Annotated in this window: 10 protein-coding genes; 5 read left to right on the plus strand and 5 right to left on the minus strand. The window is 65.7% G+C overall.

The genetic code is table 11. The features are described 5' to 3' along the window. The first annotated feature begins 194 nt into the window (after positions 1 to 194). A complete protein-coding gene (locus tag RBA40_RS32465; RefSeq protein WP_306652947.1) occupies positions 195 to 1385 on the plus strand; it encodes an acyltransferase family protein in 1191 nt (396 codons plus the stop codon). A gap of 11 nt (positions 1386 to 1396) precedes the next feature. On the opposite strand, the gene RBA40_RS32470 is transcribed toward RBA40_RS32465, so the two are convergent. The 5 genes from RBA40_RS32470 to RBA40_RS32490 form a co-directional block, all read right to left on the minus strand. Continuing rightward, entirely contained in the window at positions 1397 to 3325 is a 1929-nt protein-coding gene (locus RBA40_RS32470) for a reverse transcriptase family protein (protein WP_306652948.1), read from the minus strand. 364 nt (positions 3326 to 3689) lie between these two features. Beyond that, positions 3690 to 5345, minus strand: coding sequence for an SWIM zinc finger family protein (locus RBA40_RS32475; RefSeq protein WP_306652950.1), 1656 nt, complete (start codon positions 5343 to 5345; stop codon positions 3690 to 3692). After that, entirely contained in the window at positions 5342 to 8449 is a 3108-nt protein-coding gene (locus tag RBA40_RS32480) for a hypothetical protein (RefSeq protein WP_306652952.1), read from the minus strand. The genes RBA40_RS32475 and RBA40_RS32480 overlap by 4 nt, the downstream gene beginning before the upstream one ends. A gap of 74 nt (positions 8450 to 8523) precedes the next feature. Next, positions 8524 to 10608 carry a sensor histidine kinase gene (locus tag RBA40_RS32485; RefSeq protein WP_306652953.1) on the minus strand — a complete coding sequence of 695 codons (2085 nt, stop codon included), beginning with the start codon at positions 10606 to 10608 and terminating at the stop codon, positions 8524 to 8526. Beyond that, on the minus strand, positions 10609 to 11289 hold the full coding sequence (locus RBA40_RS32490) for a response regulator transcription factor (RefSeq protein ID WP_099874135.1): 681 nt from the start codon (positions 11287 to 11289) through the stop codon (positions 10609 to 10611). 216 nt (positions 11290 to 11505) lie between these two features. Here RBA40_RS32490 and RBA40_RS32495 point away from each other — a divergent pair, with 216 nt between their 5' ends. From RBA40_RS32495 to RBA40_RS32510, 4 genes are all read left to right on the plus strand, one after another. Then, positions 11506 to 12768 carry an SPFH domain-containing protein gene (locus RBA40_RS32495; RefSeq protein WP_306652955.1) on the plus strand — a complete coding sequence of 421 codons (1263 nt, stop codon included), beginning with the start codon at positions 11506 to 11508 and terminating at the stop codon, positions 12766 to 12768. Positions 12769 to 12770: 2 nt separating this feature from the next. Then, on the plus strand, positions 12771 to 14183 hold the full coding sequence (locus RBA40_RS32500) for a hypothetical protein (RefSeq protein ID WP_306652957.1): 1413 nt from the start codon (positions 12771 to 12773) through the stop codon (positions 14181 to 14183). 182 nt (positions 14184 to 14365) lie between these two features. Continuing rightward, entirely contained in the window at positions 14366 to 16009 is a 1644-nt protein-coding gene (locus RBA40_RS32505; protein ID WP_306652958.1) for a carbamoyltransferase family protein, read from the plus strand. After that, positions 16006 to 17364 (plus strand): N,N-dimethylformamidase beta subunit family domain-containing protein, encoded by a 1359-nt coding sequence (locus tag RBA40_RS32510; protein ID WP_306652960.1) that lies wholly within the window; start codon positions 16006 to 16008, stop codon positions 17362 to 17364. Before RBA40_RS32505 ends, RBA40_RS32510 begins: the two co-directional genes overlap by 4 nt. The last annotated feature ends 153 nt before the right edge of the window (positions 17365 to 17517 follow it).

Genomic DNA, 17517 nt, shown 5'->3' on the forward strand with positions numbered 1-17517 from the left:
GAAAGACCCGTGTGAGCGAAAGCCATGCGGGTTTTTTTTCGTCTCAATGATGCGATTGAAGCATCATTTCGTATTTACGCCCGCCTCCCAACGTCCCACGCTTTCTCTTGGGGCATATGAATTAAGTCAACGGACGCTGTAAAACATTGAACTTTCGATATTGTTAAAAACCCGGCAAGCTTGTAAAGTGCGATTTGCTGGCGAAATGGATAAGCATGAAACTTGTAAGTCAAAAGCTCGACTGGATTCAGGCACTCAGGGGAATTGCAGTAGTGTTTGTGGTGCTCAGTCACGCGCGCTACTTCCTGCTTAACACGCCGGACTGGGGAATGGTCGATATCTGGCTCGGTCCAGGCGCTATGGGCGTAGATCTTTTCTTTATTATCAGCGGCTTCATCATGGTGTACACCACCCAGAAGTCGGACGGCAGCATCGCCTCCAGCATCGATTTTTCCATCAAGCGCTTCGCCCGCATCTGGCCGGTGTACGCCATCGCCACGATTCTCTATGTCATGCTGGTCAAGGATGGCATGGCGTATTTCGCCGGGCCCGGCCACGTGGCGGTATTCCTCAAAAGTCTGCTGCTCATTCCGCCCATTCCTTCGGACGTGCCCTTCTTCGGTTTTACCCTGCCGCTGGCTTGGACCTTGGCGTTTGAAGTTTATTTCTACGCGGTTTTTTGTATCAGCATGCTGTTTGGGCGCCTGCGCTGGGTTGCCTTGTGCGTCTGGATGCTGGCCACGGTGATCGCCATTCCGCTCATCGAGCAGAACACCGCCTTCCACGTGCGCACGAATTTCAACTTCCGTTTTTCCTATCTCAACCTGATCACCAATTCGATCATCATTGATTTCATGGCCGGCGTGGCAATTGCCCATATTTACCTGGCGCCGAGGATCCGACTGACTAATCGCATCCTGTGCCTGAACCTGATGTGGGTGAGTATCGGCTTTGCTTTATGGTGCAATTTCGCCACCGAGGCGAACTTTCACGGCCCGACGAAATGGGGCTGGCCGCTCGCCTTGATGGTACTGTGCATCGCGCTGGCCAGCAAAACCGTCAGTCTGGCGCCGCCGCGCTTCATCGTGTGGCTGGGTACCATTTCCTATTCGGTGTACCTGTTCCATATTCTGGTGCAGTTCGTACTCAGCCGCTGGCTGGACGTGCATGGGGTTCCCACTAATCCGTGGGCGCGTGTATATATTACGACCCTGTTTTCGGTTCCGGTCGCGGCGCTCTCGCACCATTATCTGGAAGTCAAGCTTGGTGGCGCCACGCGCGATCTGCTGACCCGCATGGCCACCCGTTTCTTGAAACCGGCCGCCGTGGTGGAGCTGGAACCGGTAGCGTCACCGCAGCCGGTGGTGCTGCGCAGACGCGGCTAACTTGGCCGCGTCTACCACTTCAGCGTCACCGCGCTCCAGATCAGGATAATAAAGAGGAACCAGCCCCAGCGTGGCTTGCGCAACATGGCCGATTGCAGCACGATCACGGCCATGCAGATAGATGGCAGCACGCGCTGCGAGGCCAGCGCGAAAGCGCAAATCAGCGCAACCTGCACTGCGATCGCCACCTGAAAATTGTTATCGCCATCCGGCTTGGCGACAGGATCCGGATTGGCCGGAGCATCGCTTGCCGGCGGCGGACGAACCGCCGCGGCAGGAGCCGCAACAGGAGTCTGTGCAGCCGCCGGCTTTTTCATGTTGACGGGCGCTGGCGGTACCGCCGGCGCTTCGGCCGCCTTGCGCTCCTTCTTCTCCACCGCCAGCTGCGCGGCGGTTTTCTCCAGCACCGGCGCCGATGCCAGCGTGGCCTGCCACCATCCGTCCCAAGGCGCCTTGCCCTGGGCCGACAGCGCCCGGAACGCGCTGCTGCGTTTCGACTGCATCAGCTTCATGTCGATGCCCGCCGCCCCCCATCGTGCACGCGCGGCGCGCACGCGCACCAGCAGCGGCAAGCCCTTGACCGGATCGACCATGCGGATGAACTGCGCATAGCCTTCCAGCGCATCGATGACGTTGGTATTGCCGTTCCACTGCTTGCCTTCCGGCCCATCCTTCTCGAGCTGGAACAGCGTGGCGCGAAAACGCCGCAGGGTCTCGCGTTCGAGCGAGGGCTTTCGATTGACCACGATCCCGGTCACCATCTGGCGCTGCGCGTCGTGCATCACATGCTGCTTGTCGGGATGCGGTGTGAAACCCTCGTCGATGACGATCTGCTTGGCGCGCCAGAGCAGCTTGCCGGCCAGCTTGCGCGCGTCGGCATCGCCCGAAAACGTCAGGTCGTCCGCATAGCGCGTGTACTTGAAACCCAGCGTGGCCGCGCAAGCCTGCAAACGCGCATCGAGGCGCCGGCACAAAATATTGGTCAGCGCCGGACTACTCGGCGCGCCCTGCGGCAGGGCGCGCGGTCCGTGCGCGACAAAAAACGTCTCGCCATCGATGCGCACTTCGTCGGTCGGCGCTTCGGTGCACAGCAGCGCGAGGATGGTTGCCAATTGTTCGCTGTAGCCCAGCTGCGCAAACACGCCTTTAATGCGCGGCATGCCGATCGACGGGAAAAAATCCTTGAGGTCCAGATTGATGACCACCGCCTGCCCGACGTGGGGCGCCGCGTTGCTGACGATCGAGCGGCCCGGCACGAAGCCGTGCGCCGCCTGATGCAGCGGCGCGCGCGCCAGCACGTTGTCGAGCACCCAGTACTGGGCGCGTTTCAGGCGCGGCATCGGCGCCGAAATAATCCGTTCGCCGCCGGTCTTTTTGGGCATCGCGAAGCGCCGGTAATGGCTGATGCGCGAGACGCGCCGCTCGAACGCCAGGAAGCGCAGCTCCGACAGGGTGATGCCCATCGCCTGCGCCAGTTCATCCGCCTTGTGCAGCACCGGCATGGCCAGCCCCGCCAGTTTTCCGGCGTCGCTGTCGGCGCGACTGAGGCCCCCCGAAACGCCCGCGCCCAGGTACAGCACTTCGTGTTCGCGCCGCTGGCGCCACGCTTGCGCCTTCTCGAAGCGCACCAATGCGCGTTTCTGGCGCGTTTCCTCGCGCCGCGCTTTGGCCTTGGCCATGCGCTCCTTGCGCAGCATGCGCAGCGCCGCCTCGGGATTTTGCAGGTGATGCAGCTCGCCGCCCAGCTTCTGCAAGGCTTGCGTCAACTCCGTCTCGCGCCGGATCAGTGCCGATTCGACCGACGGCTTGCCGCTGTCGGCCGGCCAGAAGCCCAGGCGCTGCATCTCGGTCAGCACGACTTCTTCTTTGGAGCTGGAGCGTATGCGCTCGTACAACTGCGCGCGCGTCAGTTCGGAGGGAGAGGGAGTAGGGGAAGTCATCGTGTCCTGGTCTCGCAAGGAGCACCACGGAAAACACTGTCGGGAAAACGCAAACTACACAAGCACGGCAGGATAATCATCGAAGGGCCTGCAGGACTGGAGCGCTCCACTCGACGCCGTACCGCACCAGTAGCGCTGATCGGCTTCAGGGAAGCCAAACCGTGTCGCGCTACTGGTGCAGGTACGGCACAGTGAAGAGCGTGCCAGTGACGCGTGGGAAGAGCTGACAACGTGGACGGCGATCCGCCGTCCGGTTTGCAAGAGCCATCCCGCCGTGCTTGTTGATGCGAGTATAACAGGTGAATTCCGGGCTCCTCAAGCATTGGTTGGAATACGTGGTTGAGTAAAGGTGGGCGGCCGCGCATTACACGCCAGGCGCTGCGTCGCGCCTGGCCTGGTCCATGCGCAGCACGAGCATGTGCACGCACGGCCCCTTGTGCATGCGGTTCTGGGTGAAGTGATTGCACTCGCAACTGCCGTCGACGATGCGCCGGTCGGCGTCTAGGCGCAGCATGACCTGGTACGGCCGGCCATTTTCCTTGCTGCGCGCGCGCAGGCGCAGGCCGCCATCGGGTTGCGCTTCGCTCGCCTGTTCGCTCAGGCTTTGCACGGCCAGCAGGGTCGCCGCCTTTTCTTCGATCGCGCTGGCAAAGCGCAGCACGTCCAGCGGCAAAGGCTCGCGCGACAGCTCGCGCAGGCGGTACACACCCTGCGTCAGGTCGTAGATCACGCGCCCGGCCTGGGTGTACAACGTGAGCGCGCTTTCGACGATGGCGCGCGTCAGGCCGGTGTCGGCCGCCAGCTGGTCGGCGGTGGCGAACCAGCGCTGTCCCAGCGCGGCAAAAACGCGCGTCTTGCTATTGTCGTCGACGGCGCCGCGCGGCGCCAGCAGGTCGAACTGGCCGGCCCGCGCCCAGTCGTTGGCGGTCCAGCCGGACAGGCCGAGCGTGAGCTGCATGTCCGGCAGGTTGGCAATCCAGAAGCTCGGCATGCCGCTGCCCATCAGGTGCACGGTAAAGCTGTGGGCCACCGGGATCAGGCGTTCGAGCAGCATCAGGCGGCGCCGCCCCCAGATGCGGATTTCTTCAGCCGCATTGCCCTGGTAGATCGAACGGCGGCATACCAGTTCATCGTTCCACGGCTCAAACAGCGCGCGGATCGGTTCACCCGGCGTGAGCACGAAGCGGATCGACCGCGGGCCGACGCGTTCCTTCTTGCGGCGCAGGAGGTGGCAGAAATTATGCACATCCATCGGATGCAGATCGAGCCGGCGCGCCGGCAGGTTCATTGCGCTGCTCACCTGCAGAAAGCCGCGCACCCAGGTTTCCGGCACGTCGATCTTCTCTTCCTTGAAAGATGGATCGCCCGCGGTGGCGACCTGAAACCCGCTCGGATCGATCGCCAGACGGGTCGCTTTATAGTCGCGGATCTTCTGGAATTCGCCGTACAGGCCTTCGGAGTAGTCGACATTGGTGGTGCCGCAGGCGAAGTCGTCCACGCGGTCGAACACATTGTGGCTGCAGCTGAGCGAGGCGTAGCTCGATTCGTCGCGGCTGAAGCACTCGAAGAATACGCGGTCGGGATGGACCGTGATGACCGGGTCGAGCACCACCCAGGCATCGAAATTGGCCTTGTAAATATAGTCGAAGTATTTGGCCTGGGCCGCGGCGAAGGGCTTGAGGATGATGCTCTTTTGCGCCCGCAGTGCCTTCAGTTCCTCGCTCAGCGGCGCCATGCGCGCGCGCAGATCCGCATTGCGGTCGATCAGTTCCGCTAGCGCCGGGTCTTCGTTCTGTGCGCGCCATGCCAGGTACGCGGTCTTGTCGGGCGGCTGGTAGCGCTGGTCGGCCACCACCACGTCGTGCAGCGCGCAGATGGCTTCGCGGAAGGGAATGTGCTTGTTCAGCTGGGCGACAAAATGGGTCGGCGCCCGCAAGGTGTCGGGCGCGAAGCGCATTTCGGTGCTTGAAGCGCTGTTGCTGACGGTGCTGGCGCCGTAGTAGCGGTATTCGAATTTCATTGTGGTCCCCGCAGGATCGCATGCGCGCGCGGCGGCTCGATCGTCATCACCGCCGGCAGTGCCGGGAAGCGTTCCTGGATCGCGCGCAGTCCTTCGATGTACTGCGCCTTGTCGGCGATGGCCACGGTGAGCACCTGACGCGCAAACAGGCGCGCGACAAAAGCGGCGATCGCCTCCGACGCTTGCGCCTGCGCGCGCAGGAAATCGAGCACGCGGTTCTTGACCACCCGGCCGCGGTTGACCTGCGAGAGCACGTTCAAAAAGTACGGTTCGAGGCGTTCCAGCTTCGACAGATCGCCGGCGCTTGCGCTGGCAAGCCAGCCGCTGACGAACAGCTGCATGTTGGCGGACGGATGCTGGCTAAGTTTGAGCATGTATTCGGTGACGTCGGCGACGTCGAAATGGGTCGTGAGCATGGTGCGTCCGAAGCGCTGCACTTCTGGATCGAGATGGTCGCACAGGCTGACCAGCAGGGACGGATTCCAGTCTTCGGTGGCGCATTGCGTGCTGAAGAACTCGCGCGCGAACGCGCGGGTGTCTTCCCAGGTGCTGTCGAGCAGGCGCAGCGCCGCTTCCATCTGGGTGCGCACCAGGGCTGCGTGTTCGGTAAAAGCCGCACAGGCCCAGCGCCGCACGCTGGCGTTTTCGTTGCGGCCGAACTGCGCCCATTCGGCCACGCTGAACTGCGTGTTGGCGAAGCGCGGCAGCATCTGCGCGCCGAGCAGTTGCGCGCCCTTGCTGCGCGCGGCCAACAGGCGCACCAGCAGCGCGCGGTCAAGGTGGTCGGCGCCCGAATTGAGCGGTCCCAGGATCCATGCGATCAGGTCCGCGTGCACGCCCTCGGCCGGTTCGCTGTGGAACAGGGTATCGAGCAGCAGCGGCAGCAAGGTGGCGCGGAACGTGGCGTCGCTTGGCGCGATGCGTTGCAAGGCACCGTCGATGGCGCGCCGCACGTCCGCGTCCGGGTGCGTGCAGAACACGGCGAACAGCAAGGCTTGACTTGCCAGCATGTGCTCCGGCAGTGCGCTGAACAGCTTGATGCCGACCGCGCGTACGCCCGTATCCGCTTCCTGCAGCAGCGCCGCCAGGATGGCCGGCGGGATCGCGCCGGCCGGCTCGGCATGGCGCAGCAGCCATTCGCCCGCGGCGATGCGCACGCTGGCCAGCCGGTGCGCGAGCAGGGCAAGCAGGCGCGCGTAGGGCGCTTGCGCCGCGGCCGCGCGCAGGGGGCGGTCGAGCAGCCATATGAGGTCGGCGGCGATGGCCGGGACCACCAGTTCGGCCTGATCGAGGTCGCCGCAGTTGTCCAGCCAGTCGAGCAGCAGCAGGACGATGACGTCTGCCTGGCCGGGCAGGGCCAGCGCGCACTGGCACAGCATGCGGCCATGGCGGCGCACCGCTTCATCGGGCGAAGAGGCCAGGGTGGCGACCAGCAGCGCATCGGCGCAGTAATGATCGGGCGCGCGGCTGATGCATTCAAGCGCGAAGGTGCGCGCTTCCGGCAGGCTCGATTGCAGCAGCAACAGCAGCCAGTGCGTATCGGGCACGCCGTCGGCAAAGCGCTGTCGGCACAGCTGGAAGGCGAAGCCGGCGGTCTCGCTGTAAGGGCTGCGCAAAAGCGCGCCCAGGTCGTCGAGCGCGATCCGGTCGCAAAAGGCGGTGTTGTCGATCAGGGCGCGCGCGGCATAGGCGTGCACGCCCTCGCAGCGGCTGCGCTGCATCAGCCAGAGCAGGGCGGCGGGACGCGCATCCCACAGCGCGGGAAACGCTTCTTCGCGTCCGTTGGCGGGCACGATCGGGCCGACCTGGAACCAGCTGCTGCCGCTGCGGTTACCGGTCCAGGCGCCATGGCTGCGCAGCAGGCGGTTGAACATGGTCCAGTGGCTGTAGATGTCGTAGCTGCGGTGGGCGCGCATGAAGTAGCGGCCCTCGCGCGTGTAGGGCTGGCCGGAGTCGGCGTCATCCATCGCCATCAGCACGCCGAGCGCCATCGTGACAAAGGCCGGGTCGTCGTCCTGGCCGAGACGGCGCAGCGTGCGCCAGCCGCGCAGGCGCAGGTAGGCGCGCGTGCGCGTGCTGTACGCGACAGTGCTGTCGGGACGGGCCGCCATTTCCGCGTACGGCACCCATTTGCGGTCGATGCGCACATACGTGCTGGAAGTCTGGGCTGCGGTGGTGTCGAAGCGCTGCTGCAGCAGTCCAAACAGTTCGCCGTCGTCGCGCATTTCGGCGGCCTTGTACAGATGCCGCACGGCGCGGAACGTGCCCGCGCGCAGGGGCTGCTGGCGCAGCTGCGCCAGCAGGATGCTGCGCGCGAGCGGATCGGCCAGCGCCACCTGGTCGAGCTGTTCGAGCCAGTCTGACAGCGACAGCGTGGTCCATTGATCGGGGCGCGCGCACAACTGTGCAATCGCTTCCTCGTCGCGCGCGGCCCAGGCTTGGCGCAGCTGCGCCGGCCAGTCGCCGGTCAGTTGCGCGGCGTGTTGGGCTAGCGCTGCCTCCCCGGCCAGTTGCAGCCACGCCTGTCTGGCGATGCGGCGCACCGCATCGCTGCCGCCGCGCGCGTGCAGTTCGAGCATCGCCTGGGTGGCGCCGGTGTCGCCACAGCGGCCGATGGCCCAGGCCAGGCAGTAATCGAGTGCGGAGGTGCCGCGCCCGATCAGGCCGACCATCAGCGGTACCGCGGCGGCCAGCCGGCGTTCGCCGATGCGCCATGCGGTGCGGGTGCGCTGCTGGTCTTTCAGGCGCCGCCAGACGCCGGCGTCCAGCCGTCCAAGCAGCACGGCGTCGGCGGCGCGCTGTTCGGCAGTTGCCGGCGCCGCTGGCACGGTGTCGTCGAGGCGCGCGCGCGGCAGGGCTGCCGCGTCGGTGAAGCCCTGCGCCCGGCGTTCGGCCAGCAGTAGGTCAAACAGGCGATCCGCCGTGCTCTGGCCGACCGGGTGCGGCGTGCGCGTGGTCTCGCGCCACTCGTCGCCGCGGCGGCCCTGGCGCACGTTGACGAGGTAGCGGTCAACGCCATCAGGCAGTTCGCACAGGTCGATTTCGCACTCGACCACACTGTGTTTTTGCCTGCGTACCAGGCGGGTTGTACGAATCAGTCTCACCGCGTCTGCCCATGATTGAATAGAGGTCAATAGTAACCCGCGGCAGAACTGCTTGTAAATCAGGCAATGAAAATCTAGGTGGCGCTGCGCTGCAGCGTGAGCACGAAGGCGACGCCGTCATCGAGGTTTTTGGCGACGATGGTGCCGCCCATTTTCGCCATGTAGGTCCTGGCCACGAACAGGCCCTGGCCGCGGTTGCCGTGCGCACCCGCTTCCTCCTGGTCCGACACGCCGTACTCGAAAATGGTGCCGATGACATCGTCGGCGATGGTCGGTCCGCGGTTGGCGATGGTGACGCCGGCACTCGTTTCGCTAGCCTCGAGCGTGATGTCGATGCTGGTGCCGGGCAGGCGGTAGCGCTGGGCGTTGACCAGCACATGGGTGACCACGTCTTCCAGCGAATATTCGTCGGCCCGCACCTGCACCGCCTGCGGCGCGCCGTGAAAGACCACATCGGTGACGCCGGCGCAGGGGGCGTTGGCCGCCACGTTGCGCAAGAAGGCAGTCAGATCGATCTCGCTTACCTGCAGCACGGTCGACTGGAACGCTTCGCTGGGCGAGGCCCGTCCATACAGCACGCGGATCGCCTGCTGCATGCGCAGCACGTAGCGCGCGCTCTGGTTGCCATCGGTGCCGTGCAGGGCGATGAGCGACTGCAGCGGCGACATGATCTCGTGGCCGACGGCATGCCACATGTCGCGTTCCTGTTCCGCGCGGATGGCTTCGCGCTCGACATCTTCGCGCACGCGGCGCAGCAGGTCGTGCAGGCAGGTGGCCAGCACGCCCAGTTCATCTTCTCCGCGCAGGTCCGACAGGTCGGGCTGCGAAGCGTCGCCGCGCTCCTTGACGGTGCGCGCCACCGAATCGGCGCGCTCGATCAGCTCCTTGATGCGGCTGATGATGCCGATCTCGATCACCAGCCACGCCAGCATCAGCGCCAGCAGCATGGCGCCGACGAACCAGGCCATGCGGCTGGCCACCACGCCCAGGCTCTGGCTGACGCTGCGCACGTCGCCGGCCAGCACCACGTCGTAGCTGCCCAGCGGCGTGGCGATGCGGTGGGTCGCGGCCAGCGGCGTGTCGTACGTGTCGACCGGCAGGCGCCGGATCAGGGCCGTGAGGAAGTGCTGCGACGCGTCCTCGGTGCCGCTGGCGCCGGCCAGCTTGATCAGCGGGGCAGCGCCGGTGGCGGCGACCTTGTCGATGCGCAGTGTTTCGCCCGGCAGCAGCATGGGCGCCAGGTCGGCCAGCGAGAAGCCGCTCGCCGCGCTGCTCTTGTCGCTGTCGAGCACCACCGCCCCTTCGCCGGGGGCGAGCAGCACCACGCTGACGCGGATCTTATCCAGATCGGCCGGTGGCCAGATGCGGCGTGCGCTGTCGTCTCCGAACAGGTCTTCCTGCAGCACGCTGACCGGCAGGCGCACCGAAAAGAAGGCATTGCGCGGGCAGGTGTCCGGATTGGCGCCGGCAGCGGGCTCGTTGCACTGGGCGTTCTGCCACATCCAGCCGCGGAAGTCCTTTACGGGGCGGGTGTGCTTGCGGCCTTCGTCGGCCGCGTTAAATCCGGTCAGCCGTCCGCGCAGGGGCGCATACGGGCCGCTCGGCTGGCGCGGGTCTTCCTCGAAAGGGGCGATCCACTGATAGGTACGTCCGCGCAGCGACACAGTGACGCGCACCCGGTGCGACTGGTTCAGCACTTCGTCGCCGCTGCGGTGCGAAACCAGCCGCCCCAGGTCGACGCTGCCGGCCACGTAGATGAAGCCACCGGCCCAGGGGTTGTTGCCGATGGCGGCGCACAGGTTCGCGCTCGGGCCGAACTGGCGCATGCAGCCCGACATGGCCACGGCCTGCTGCACCTTTTGCTGGTCGTCGAAGTCGAGCGCCGGAAACGGCAGCAGCAGCGGTCGCAGTCCAGGTGCGGCCGCGCCGGCCGATGGTGGATTGAGCAGCGCAAGCTGGCCGGCGGGATGGCGCAGGGTGGCGCTGATCTGCTCCCCGGTCTTGCGGAAGCTGGCCTGGTAATTGGTGTAACTGAGCTGCTTTTCCTGTTGCAGCACCGATAGCGCCAGGCCAAGCGTGGCCAGGGCCAGCAGCAGGAAGGCCGCGCGCAGCAGGATGCGCAGGCGGTAGGGCACGAACCAGAGCCGGCGCGCCGCCATTTAGTCGGCCCAGCGAAAGCCGCGCATCGGCACGTTTTCGATGCACTCGAAGGCCGGATCGATCTCGCGGAAGGCGTCGCGGATGGTGCTCACGTGCTTGCGGATATTGTCGCGGTTGCGGCCACTCTTGACCACTTCGTACAGCTCCTCGTACGAGACCACCTGGCCGCGCCGCGCGAAAAGGGCCGCCAGGATGCGCTGCGCCGTCAGCGGCAGGTTGATGCGCTGGCCGCGCCAGGTGGGCGAGCGCTGGCGCAGCGGGTCCATGGCCAGTTCGTCGGCGCCCTGGGCGGGCTTGTCGCGCTCTTTCACCGCGCGCAGGATCTCCAGGAAGGTATCGGTGAAATCGGCTTCCTCGAAGGTGGCTTTTTGCAGATAGTCCCAGGCGTCGAGCGCCTTCATGATGCTGCGGTAAATGGTGGCCGGCATGGCCGACACCACCAGCACCGGCGTCGCGTGCTTCTTGTTGATGGCGTTGATGATGGCCACGCCGGCATGGCGCTCGCGTCCCAGTTCGATGTCGAGCACCACCAGGTCGTAGCGCTCGCGCGCGATCGCCGCTTCGGCCTCGTCGCGGCTGAACCACTGGTCGACGACGATGCCCGGCTTGGCCGCCTCGATCCAGCTGCGCAGCTGGTTACTGGTCGGGAGGTCGTCCTCGATGACGGCCACTCTGGGCATGTGCTGCTCCTGCTGATTGGTGAGGGTGCCAGTATCCTCGCTTTTGGCCGAAAAGTCATACGGGGCCTGTGAGCTTTTCTTCACAGGGCGCTGCGAAAGCTCCGCCCGGTGAGGGTTCTGGCCAGCTGTGCGCATTGATACTTCCACCCCATGGCGGGCACGATACGTTTCAGGGTCATGCGGGTGCAGGACCGGCAAACTGAAAAGGTGAGGCAAATGTCCGATCGGATCAAGAAGGTGGTGTTGGCGGTGCGCGCGGTGCTGGCAAAGGGCGCGGCGGGCCTTGGCGCGGTGACGCGTTCCGGCGCGCGCGCGGTGCCGCGCCCGGGCCTGCGCAGCGTGCTGGCGCTGTGCGCCATCGGCGGCGCCGGCTACCTGCTGGTGAAGCATCCTCCGGTGGCCAAGATTGAGCGCGGCAATGTCGGCATCCGCCTCAACCAGTTGAACGGCGCGGCCAGCGTGGTACGCGACGGTACCGTGGTGCTGGTACCCGGCGTGCATGAACTGCGCCAGCTGCCGGCGCTGGACCAGATCTACAAGGCGGCCGGCAGCGGCGAACAGCCCTACCAATCGGTCGAAGGGCTGGCGCTGGGCGTGGACCTGAGCGTGCGCTATGCGATCGATCCGGCCAAACTGGTCAAGGTGGCGCAAACGCTGCCGGACGATATCCGCGCCGCCGTGATCGACCCGGCGGTGCAGGGCGTGATCTACAAGGTGGTCACGCGCTACACCGTGCGCGAGATCTTTTCCAGCAAGCGCGCCGAAATCCAGCAGGTGATCGAGGCCGAACTCAAACCCAAGCTGGCGGCCGACGGCATCTTGCTGCGCCATGTCACCATCGGCAAAATCACGCTGCCGCGCGAGTACATGGCCGGGATGGAAACGCTCTTGGCCGAAGAACTGCAGACCGAGAAGATGCGCTACACGCTCGAACTGAAGGAAAAACAGGTCAAGCAGACCGCACTCGAAGCGGACGCCGACAAGATCAAGCGCGAAAAAGCGGCCGAAGCGGCCGGCAACGAGCAGATTATCGCCGCCAGGGCGCAGGAGCAGGCCATGGCGCACGTGCTGCGGTTCAAGCAGAAGCAGATCGAGCAGCGCCGCCTGGAAGCGGAAGCCGAAAAGACCTCGCGCATCAAGACGTCGGAAGGCGCGGCCCAGGCGCGCGTGATCGAAGCGACCGGCGAAGCCGATTCGCGCCGCAAGCTGGCCGACGCCGAAGCGTACCGCCAGGAGGTGGTCGGCAAGGTGAGCACCGCGCAGATGGAACGCGACGGCGCAGTGATCACCCGCCACCCGCTGCTGATCCAGAAGACCATGGCCGACAAGCTGTCCGACAAGGTGTCGGTGATCATCGCCGCGCCACCGACCGACGGCGGGTTTATCGGGACCGCGCTGCTGGGCCAGGGCAAGGGCACGCCAGCCACAGGCGCCATGGCCGCCGCTCCCGCCGCCGACACCGCAGCCGAGGAACAATAATCATGCTCGCTACCCTGACCGCCGCCGCGGCGATTGCCATCGTCACGCGCGACGAGATGCAACTGCGCGCCGGGCCGCGCGATTCGGCGCCCTCCCAGGCCGTGCTGTGGCAGGGCGACAGCCTGGAAATCCGCGGCGCCAAGATGGATTACCTGCAGGTCTACGACCACCGGCGCGAGCGGGCCGGCTACGTGCGCATGGCCCATGTGCGCCAGATCGACCTGGCCCCGGCGGCGGCGGCAGAGTTGAAGTCCGTGGTGCGCTTCGTGCGCGACACGCCGGGCGCGGAGGCGCTCGGCATCGGTTATGCGGCGGCCTTTCTCAAGGCCGCGCCGGCCACCGCGATCGATGCCGAGGTGTTCGATGCCCTGGGCAGCATGGCCGAGCGGCTGGCGAAGCGCGGTTCCTCGCGGCTGGACAAGCGCAGCGAGGCGGTCGTGGCGGCGCACCTGGAAGTGGTGGCCGACTACGGCGTGGTCATTCGCAGTTACGAGCGCGAAGGTGCGATCCAGCTGTGCTATGACGGTGAAGCGTTCCGCCGTGTGCTGGCGATGGCGGCCAGCCCAACCCAGCGCGCCACCGCGGCGCTGGGGCTGACGCGCGACGAGTGCATCGACCCGGCGCTGCGGGTGGCGCAGCGCAACGCGCTTGACCAGTGGCGCGCCGAAGTGCTCGACAAGGTGGATGTGAAGGACTTGCCCGAGCATGTGCGCAACCGCGTGTACACGCGGCGCGCGGCCGTGTGGTCCTCGATTGCTTTTGAGCTGGCGCGCAAGAACGCCTCGCCGACGGATGCGGCCAAGCGCGCCATCCTGGAACTGGCCAGTGTGAACAAGGCCGAACTGGCCGAGGAAGACCGCAGCGCTTATGCCGAAGCGGCGGTGCGCGCGGGCAGCGTGCGATGGGCGGCGGAGGCGCCGGTCGCCATGCCGGCGGGCCTGAGCGTGGTGACGCGGCCCGGCCAGCCGGGCGAAACCTGCGTGCTGCTGGTCGACGCGCAGCGCGACCAGCGCGCGCCACTGGCCTCGCGCTGCACGTATGGCATCGTGTGGAATGCGTCGGCGCGCGCCAATGCGCAGGCCAGCGCGCTGGCGCTGGCGGTGCAGCCGCTCGACGGCTGGCGCGAACTGTGGCTGTTTCATCGCGGCTCGGCCGGGTGGCGCATCGATGTGCTGCCGCCGGCGCCGATCGAACCGACCCTGGGTTACGCCGAATTTGCCGGCTGGGTGCCAGGGGCGGCCAAGGTGCTGGTCGCGCGCGAGGCGCGGATCGAGGGACGCATCAAGCGCACGTTCGAGATTGTCGACATCGATACCCTGGCGGTGGAAAAAAGCGCGGACCGGCCTGATGCGCTCAGCGGCTTCTACCGCTGGCAAGATCCGGCGTGGAAACGCCAGACGCTCAGCCTGCGATAAAGCGATCTTCAACTTCCATGATCGATCTTGAACTTATATGCCGCCGGCCGCTCCAATGAAGTGTACTCACTTCCTGAAGCGGAGGCGGCATCATGTGGAAGCAGTCTGTTACGCAAAGCGGGGGCGGCGGCGCGCCTGTTGTCCTGGGCATTAACCGGACGCAGGACGCAAGTATTTGCCTGATGCATGGGTCCGAACTGGCCTGGGCGATCCAGAAAGAGCGCCTGACGCGGCACAAGCACCACTGGGGCCGGCTGGACGACCTGCGCAACATTTACCGGCCGCGCCTGCCCGGGCTGGATGCGCCCATCGATATCCTGGTCGAGTGCTACTCTTGCGACGCCGAGTTCGCCCGGGTGACCGAGTACGAACGCGAGCTGGCCGCCACGCTGGCGCTGGCGCCCGGCTGCCGGCGCGCGCGCATCTCGCATCACCTTTCGCATGTATACAGTGCGTTCCATCCTTCCCCTTTCGAGGATGCCGCCGTCATGATCATCGACGGACAGGGCAGCCGCGTGGCCGACCTGACCGACACCTGGGCGGGCGCGGCTGGCGTGCCGGGCGACTGGTGCGAGGTGGCCTCGTTCTACCGCGCCGACCGGCAGCGGGTGGAATGTATCGCCAAGCAGCTGTGGAACCGCGACGAGCGCCAGCCGGTGGGGCTGGGCATGTTCTATTTTCTTTTGACGCAGGCGATGTTTCCGGGGGAGGGGAACGAAGGCAAGGTCATGGGCCTGGCGCCGCATGGCAAGGCGACGGCGCTGCGCTTGCCGTCGCTCGATGTGCGCGACGGACAGGTGACGATTCCGGCGCGCTGGCGCGAGCTGTTTGCCGAACGCGGCCGCTTTCGTTATGGCGGGGCGGACGATGCGCGCTTTGCCGATATCGCCAATCTCGCCGCGGCCGGGCAATGGGCATTTGAAGAAGCGCTGCTGGTGGTGGCGCGCTGGATGCAATCCCGGACCGGCGCCCGTAACCTGTGTTTCGCGGGTGGCACCGGGCTCAATTGCTCGGCCAACGAGCGCCTGCTGCGCGAGACGCCGTTTCGCCGCGTGTTCATTCCACCGGCGCCGAGCGACGCGGGCACGGCCATCGGGTGCGCCTTGTACGGGTTGGCCGAGCTCGGTGGTGCGTCCTGTGATTTTCGCTGGACGAGCGATTATCTGGGGCCGGAACCGGTGCCGGACCATATCGACGCGGCGGCGCAGAGTTGCGCGGACTTGCTGGTCGAGCGCATCGATGATCCGCCTGCCATGTGCGCGCGCATGGTTGACCTGCTGTGCGAGGCGCGCGTGGTGGCGCTGTACCAGGGCCGCAGCGAATTCGGCCCGCGTGCGCTCGGGCACCGCAGCATTCTGGGCGATCCGCGTATTGGCGCGATGCGCGACGATATCAATGCGCAGATCAAGCAGCGCGAATGGTTTCGTCCGCTCGCGCCGGTGGTGCTGCTTGAACGGGCCGAGGAATTCTTCGACGTGTGCCGGCCGGTGCCGTTCATGCAGTACGCCGCGCCTGTGCGCGAGCGGGCGGCACGGTTGATTGCGGCGGTGACGCACGTCGACTGCACGGCCCGCCTCCAAACGGTGGGGCCGGATGACGATCCTTTCCTGCGCAGCTTGCTGCACGAGTTCGAGGCGCGTACCGGCGTGCCGGTGCTGCTCAATACCTCGTTTAACCGCCGGGAGGAACCGATTGTCGAAACGCCCGCGGAGGCGGTGGCGACTTTTCGCGGCACGCCGATCCATGCGCTGGCCATGCCGCCGTATCTGCTGCGAAAACGGGATGGGGATGGGCTGTTGCGCGGCAATGGTCTGGAGCGACCGTGATCCGTGGCTATCCTGCGCGCGCCAGCGTGACGCCCGGGGACCTGCTGGCGCTGCATGTGTCGACCGACGCCGCGCGCTTCAGGGTGTGGTTTTATCGCTGGTGGGAAGGGGCAGAGCTGATGTCGCGTTCGGAGTGGCAAGCTGGCCGCTTTGCGCCGGCCAAGGGCGCCGATGAGGACTGGCACTGGCCCCGCTACGCGTTTGCGATTCCTCTCGCATGGCCTTCCTCGGTGTATATCGCCTATCTGGAGGAAGACGGCGGCTTGCCATTCGATATCGCATTGACCAGTGCGGCTGCCCTGTTCGTTGTAAGGGGGCGTGGCGGCGCCGACGTGCTCTACAAGATTCCGCTGGCGACCTTTCACGCCTATAACTATAGTGGCGGAGGATGTTTCTACGCGAATCCGCCGCGATCGAGCTCGCCGCCCGGGGCCCGCGTGTCGCTGTTACGCCCCGGCGGCGGTATAGGCGGCGAGACCTGGGGTGCGGCCGACTATTACGATGAGCGCTCCGCCCGGCAGACATTCGCCCATTGGGACGCGCCGTTCATCCGCTGGCTTGCAGGGGAAGGCTACAGGGTGGATTTCTGTCTGGATTCGGATATCCACCGCGATGCGGGCCTGCTGGCGCGCGGATATCGCCTGCTGCTCAGCGTAGGGCATGACGAATACTGGAGCGAGGATGCGCGCGACCACGTCGAAGACTTTATCGGCAGCGGGGGGAATGTCGCTTTTTTCGCAGCGAACGTGTGCTGGTGGCGCATTCATTATGTGGACGAGGGGAGCGCGGTCATTTGCCACCAAGGTGGGCCATACGGCGCGCTCGACCATTGGTGGCCGGTCACGGGAGCAGGTCGCCCTGAGGATGCGCTCGCCGGCGTCAGTTACCGGCATGGAGGAGGCTGGTGGGACGGCCCGCGGTCCACCCAGGGCTACGTGGTTCAGCAAGCGGATCATTGGGTGTTTGCGGGCACGGGACTGGAAAACGGCGAGGTGTTCGGCGCGCAGTCATGGCCGCCACTGGTCGGGTACGAGTGCGATGGTGCTCAGCTTGCGTGCATGGACGGGGCAGATGGGGGCGTGAGGCTCGCCGCGCAGGCCGGCAGGAATGGCACTCCGGCCAGCTTTGTCGTCCTGGCGACGAGCATGCTGGGCGACGGTTGGCAGGAGCTTCCGGCACGTTCCGGTCTTGCGGCAAGGGAGGGAATGCATGCTGCCACAATGGGTATCTATGCACGCAAGGGGACAGTTTTTACTGCGGGCACGACGGACTGGGCGCAGGTGCTTGCTACTGGGCACGATCCGGTTGTGGAGCGCATTACGCGTAACGTTTTGGAGCGCCTTAGAACGCGGTAAACGTTGCGAAAATGTCCCCCTCGCGGCAGGCTTCATAAAACGCCTTGCCAAGCTGCCAGAGGGTTTGCTATAGTTCGCCTCCCCGAAGAAAACGTTAACGAAATCAAGTAGTTGGCGGGTTGTTAAGGGCGTCTCGAACGAGACGGTGTAGTA

It is taken from the genome of Massilia pseudoviolaceinigra, from assembly GCF_030846505.1.
Lineage (GTDB): Bacteria > Pseudomonadota > Gammaproteobacteria > Burkholderiales > Burkholderiaceae_D > Telluria_A > Telluria_A violaceinigra.

Excerpts from the sequence above, each read along its gene's own strand:
- RBA40_RS32500 (WP_306652957.1), top strand. The coding sequence starts at position 12,771 with ATGCTCGCTACCCTGACCGCCGCCGCGGCGATTGCCATCGTCACGCGC.
- RBA40_RS32475 (WP_306652950.1), bottom strand. The coding sequence starts at position 5,345 with ATGAAATTCGAATACCGCTACTACGGCGCCAGCACCGTCAGCAACAGC.
- RBA40_RS32505 (WP_306652958.1), top strand. The coding sequence starts at position 14,366 with ATGCATGGGTCCGAACTGGCCTGGGCGATCCAGAAAGAGCGCCTGACG.
- RBA40_RS32495 (WP_306652955.1), top strand. The coding sequence starts at position 11,506 with ATGTCCGATCGGATCAAGAAGGTGGTGTTGGCGGTGCGCGCGGTGCTG.
- RBA40_RS32485 (WP_306652953.1), bottom strand. The coding sequence starts at position 10,608 with ATGGCGGCGCGCCGGCTCTGGTTCGTGCCCTACCGCCTGCGCATCCTG.
- RBA40_RS32470 (WP_306652948.1), bottom strand. The coding sequence starts at position 3,325 with ATGACTTCCCCTACTCCCTCTCCCTCCGAACTGACGCGCGCGCAGTTG.
- RBA40_RS32490 (WP_099874135.1), bottom strand. The coding sequence starts at position 11,289 with ATGCCCAGAGTGGCCGTCATCGAGGACGACCTCCCGACCAGTAACCAG.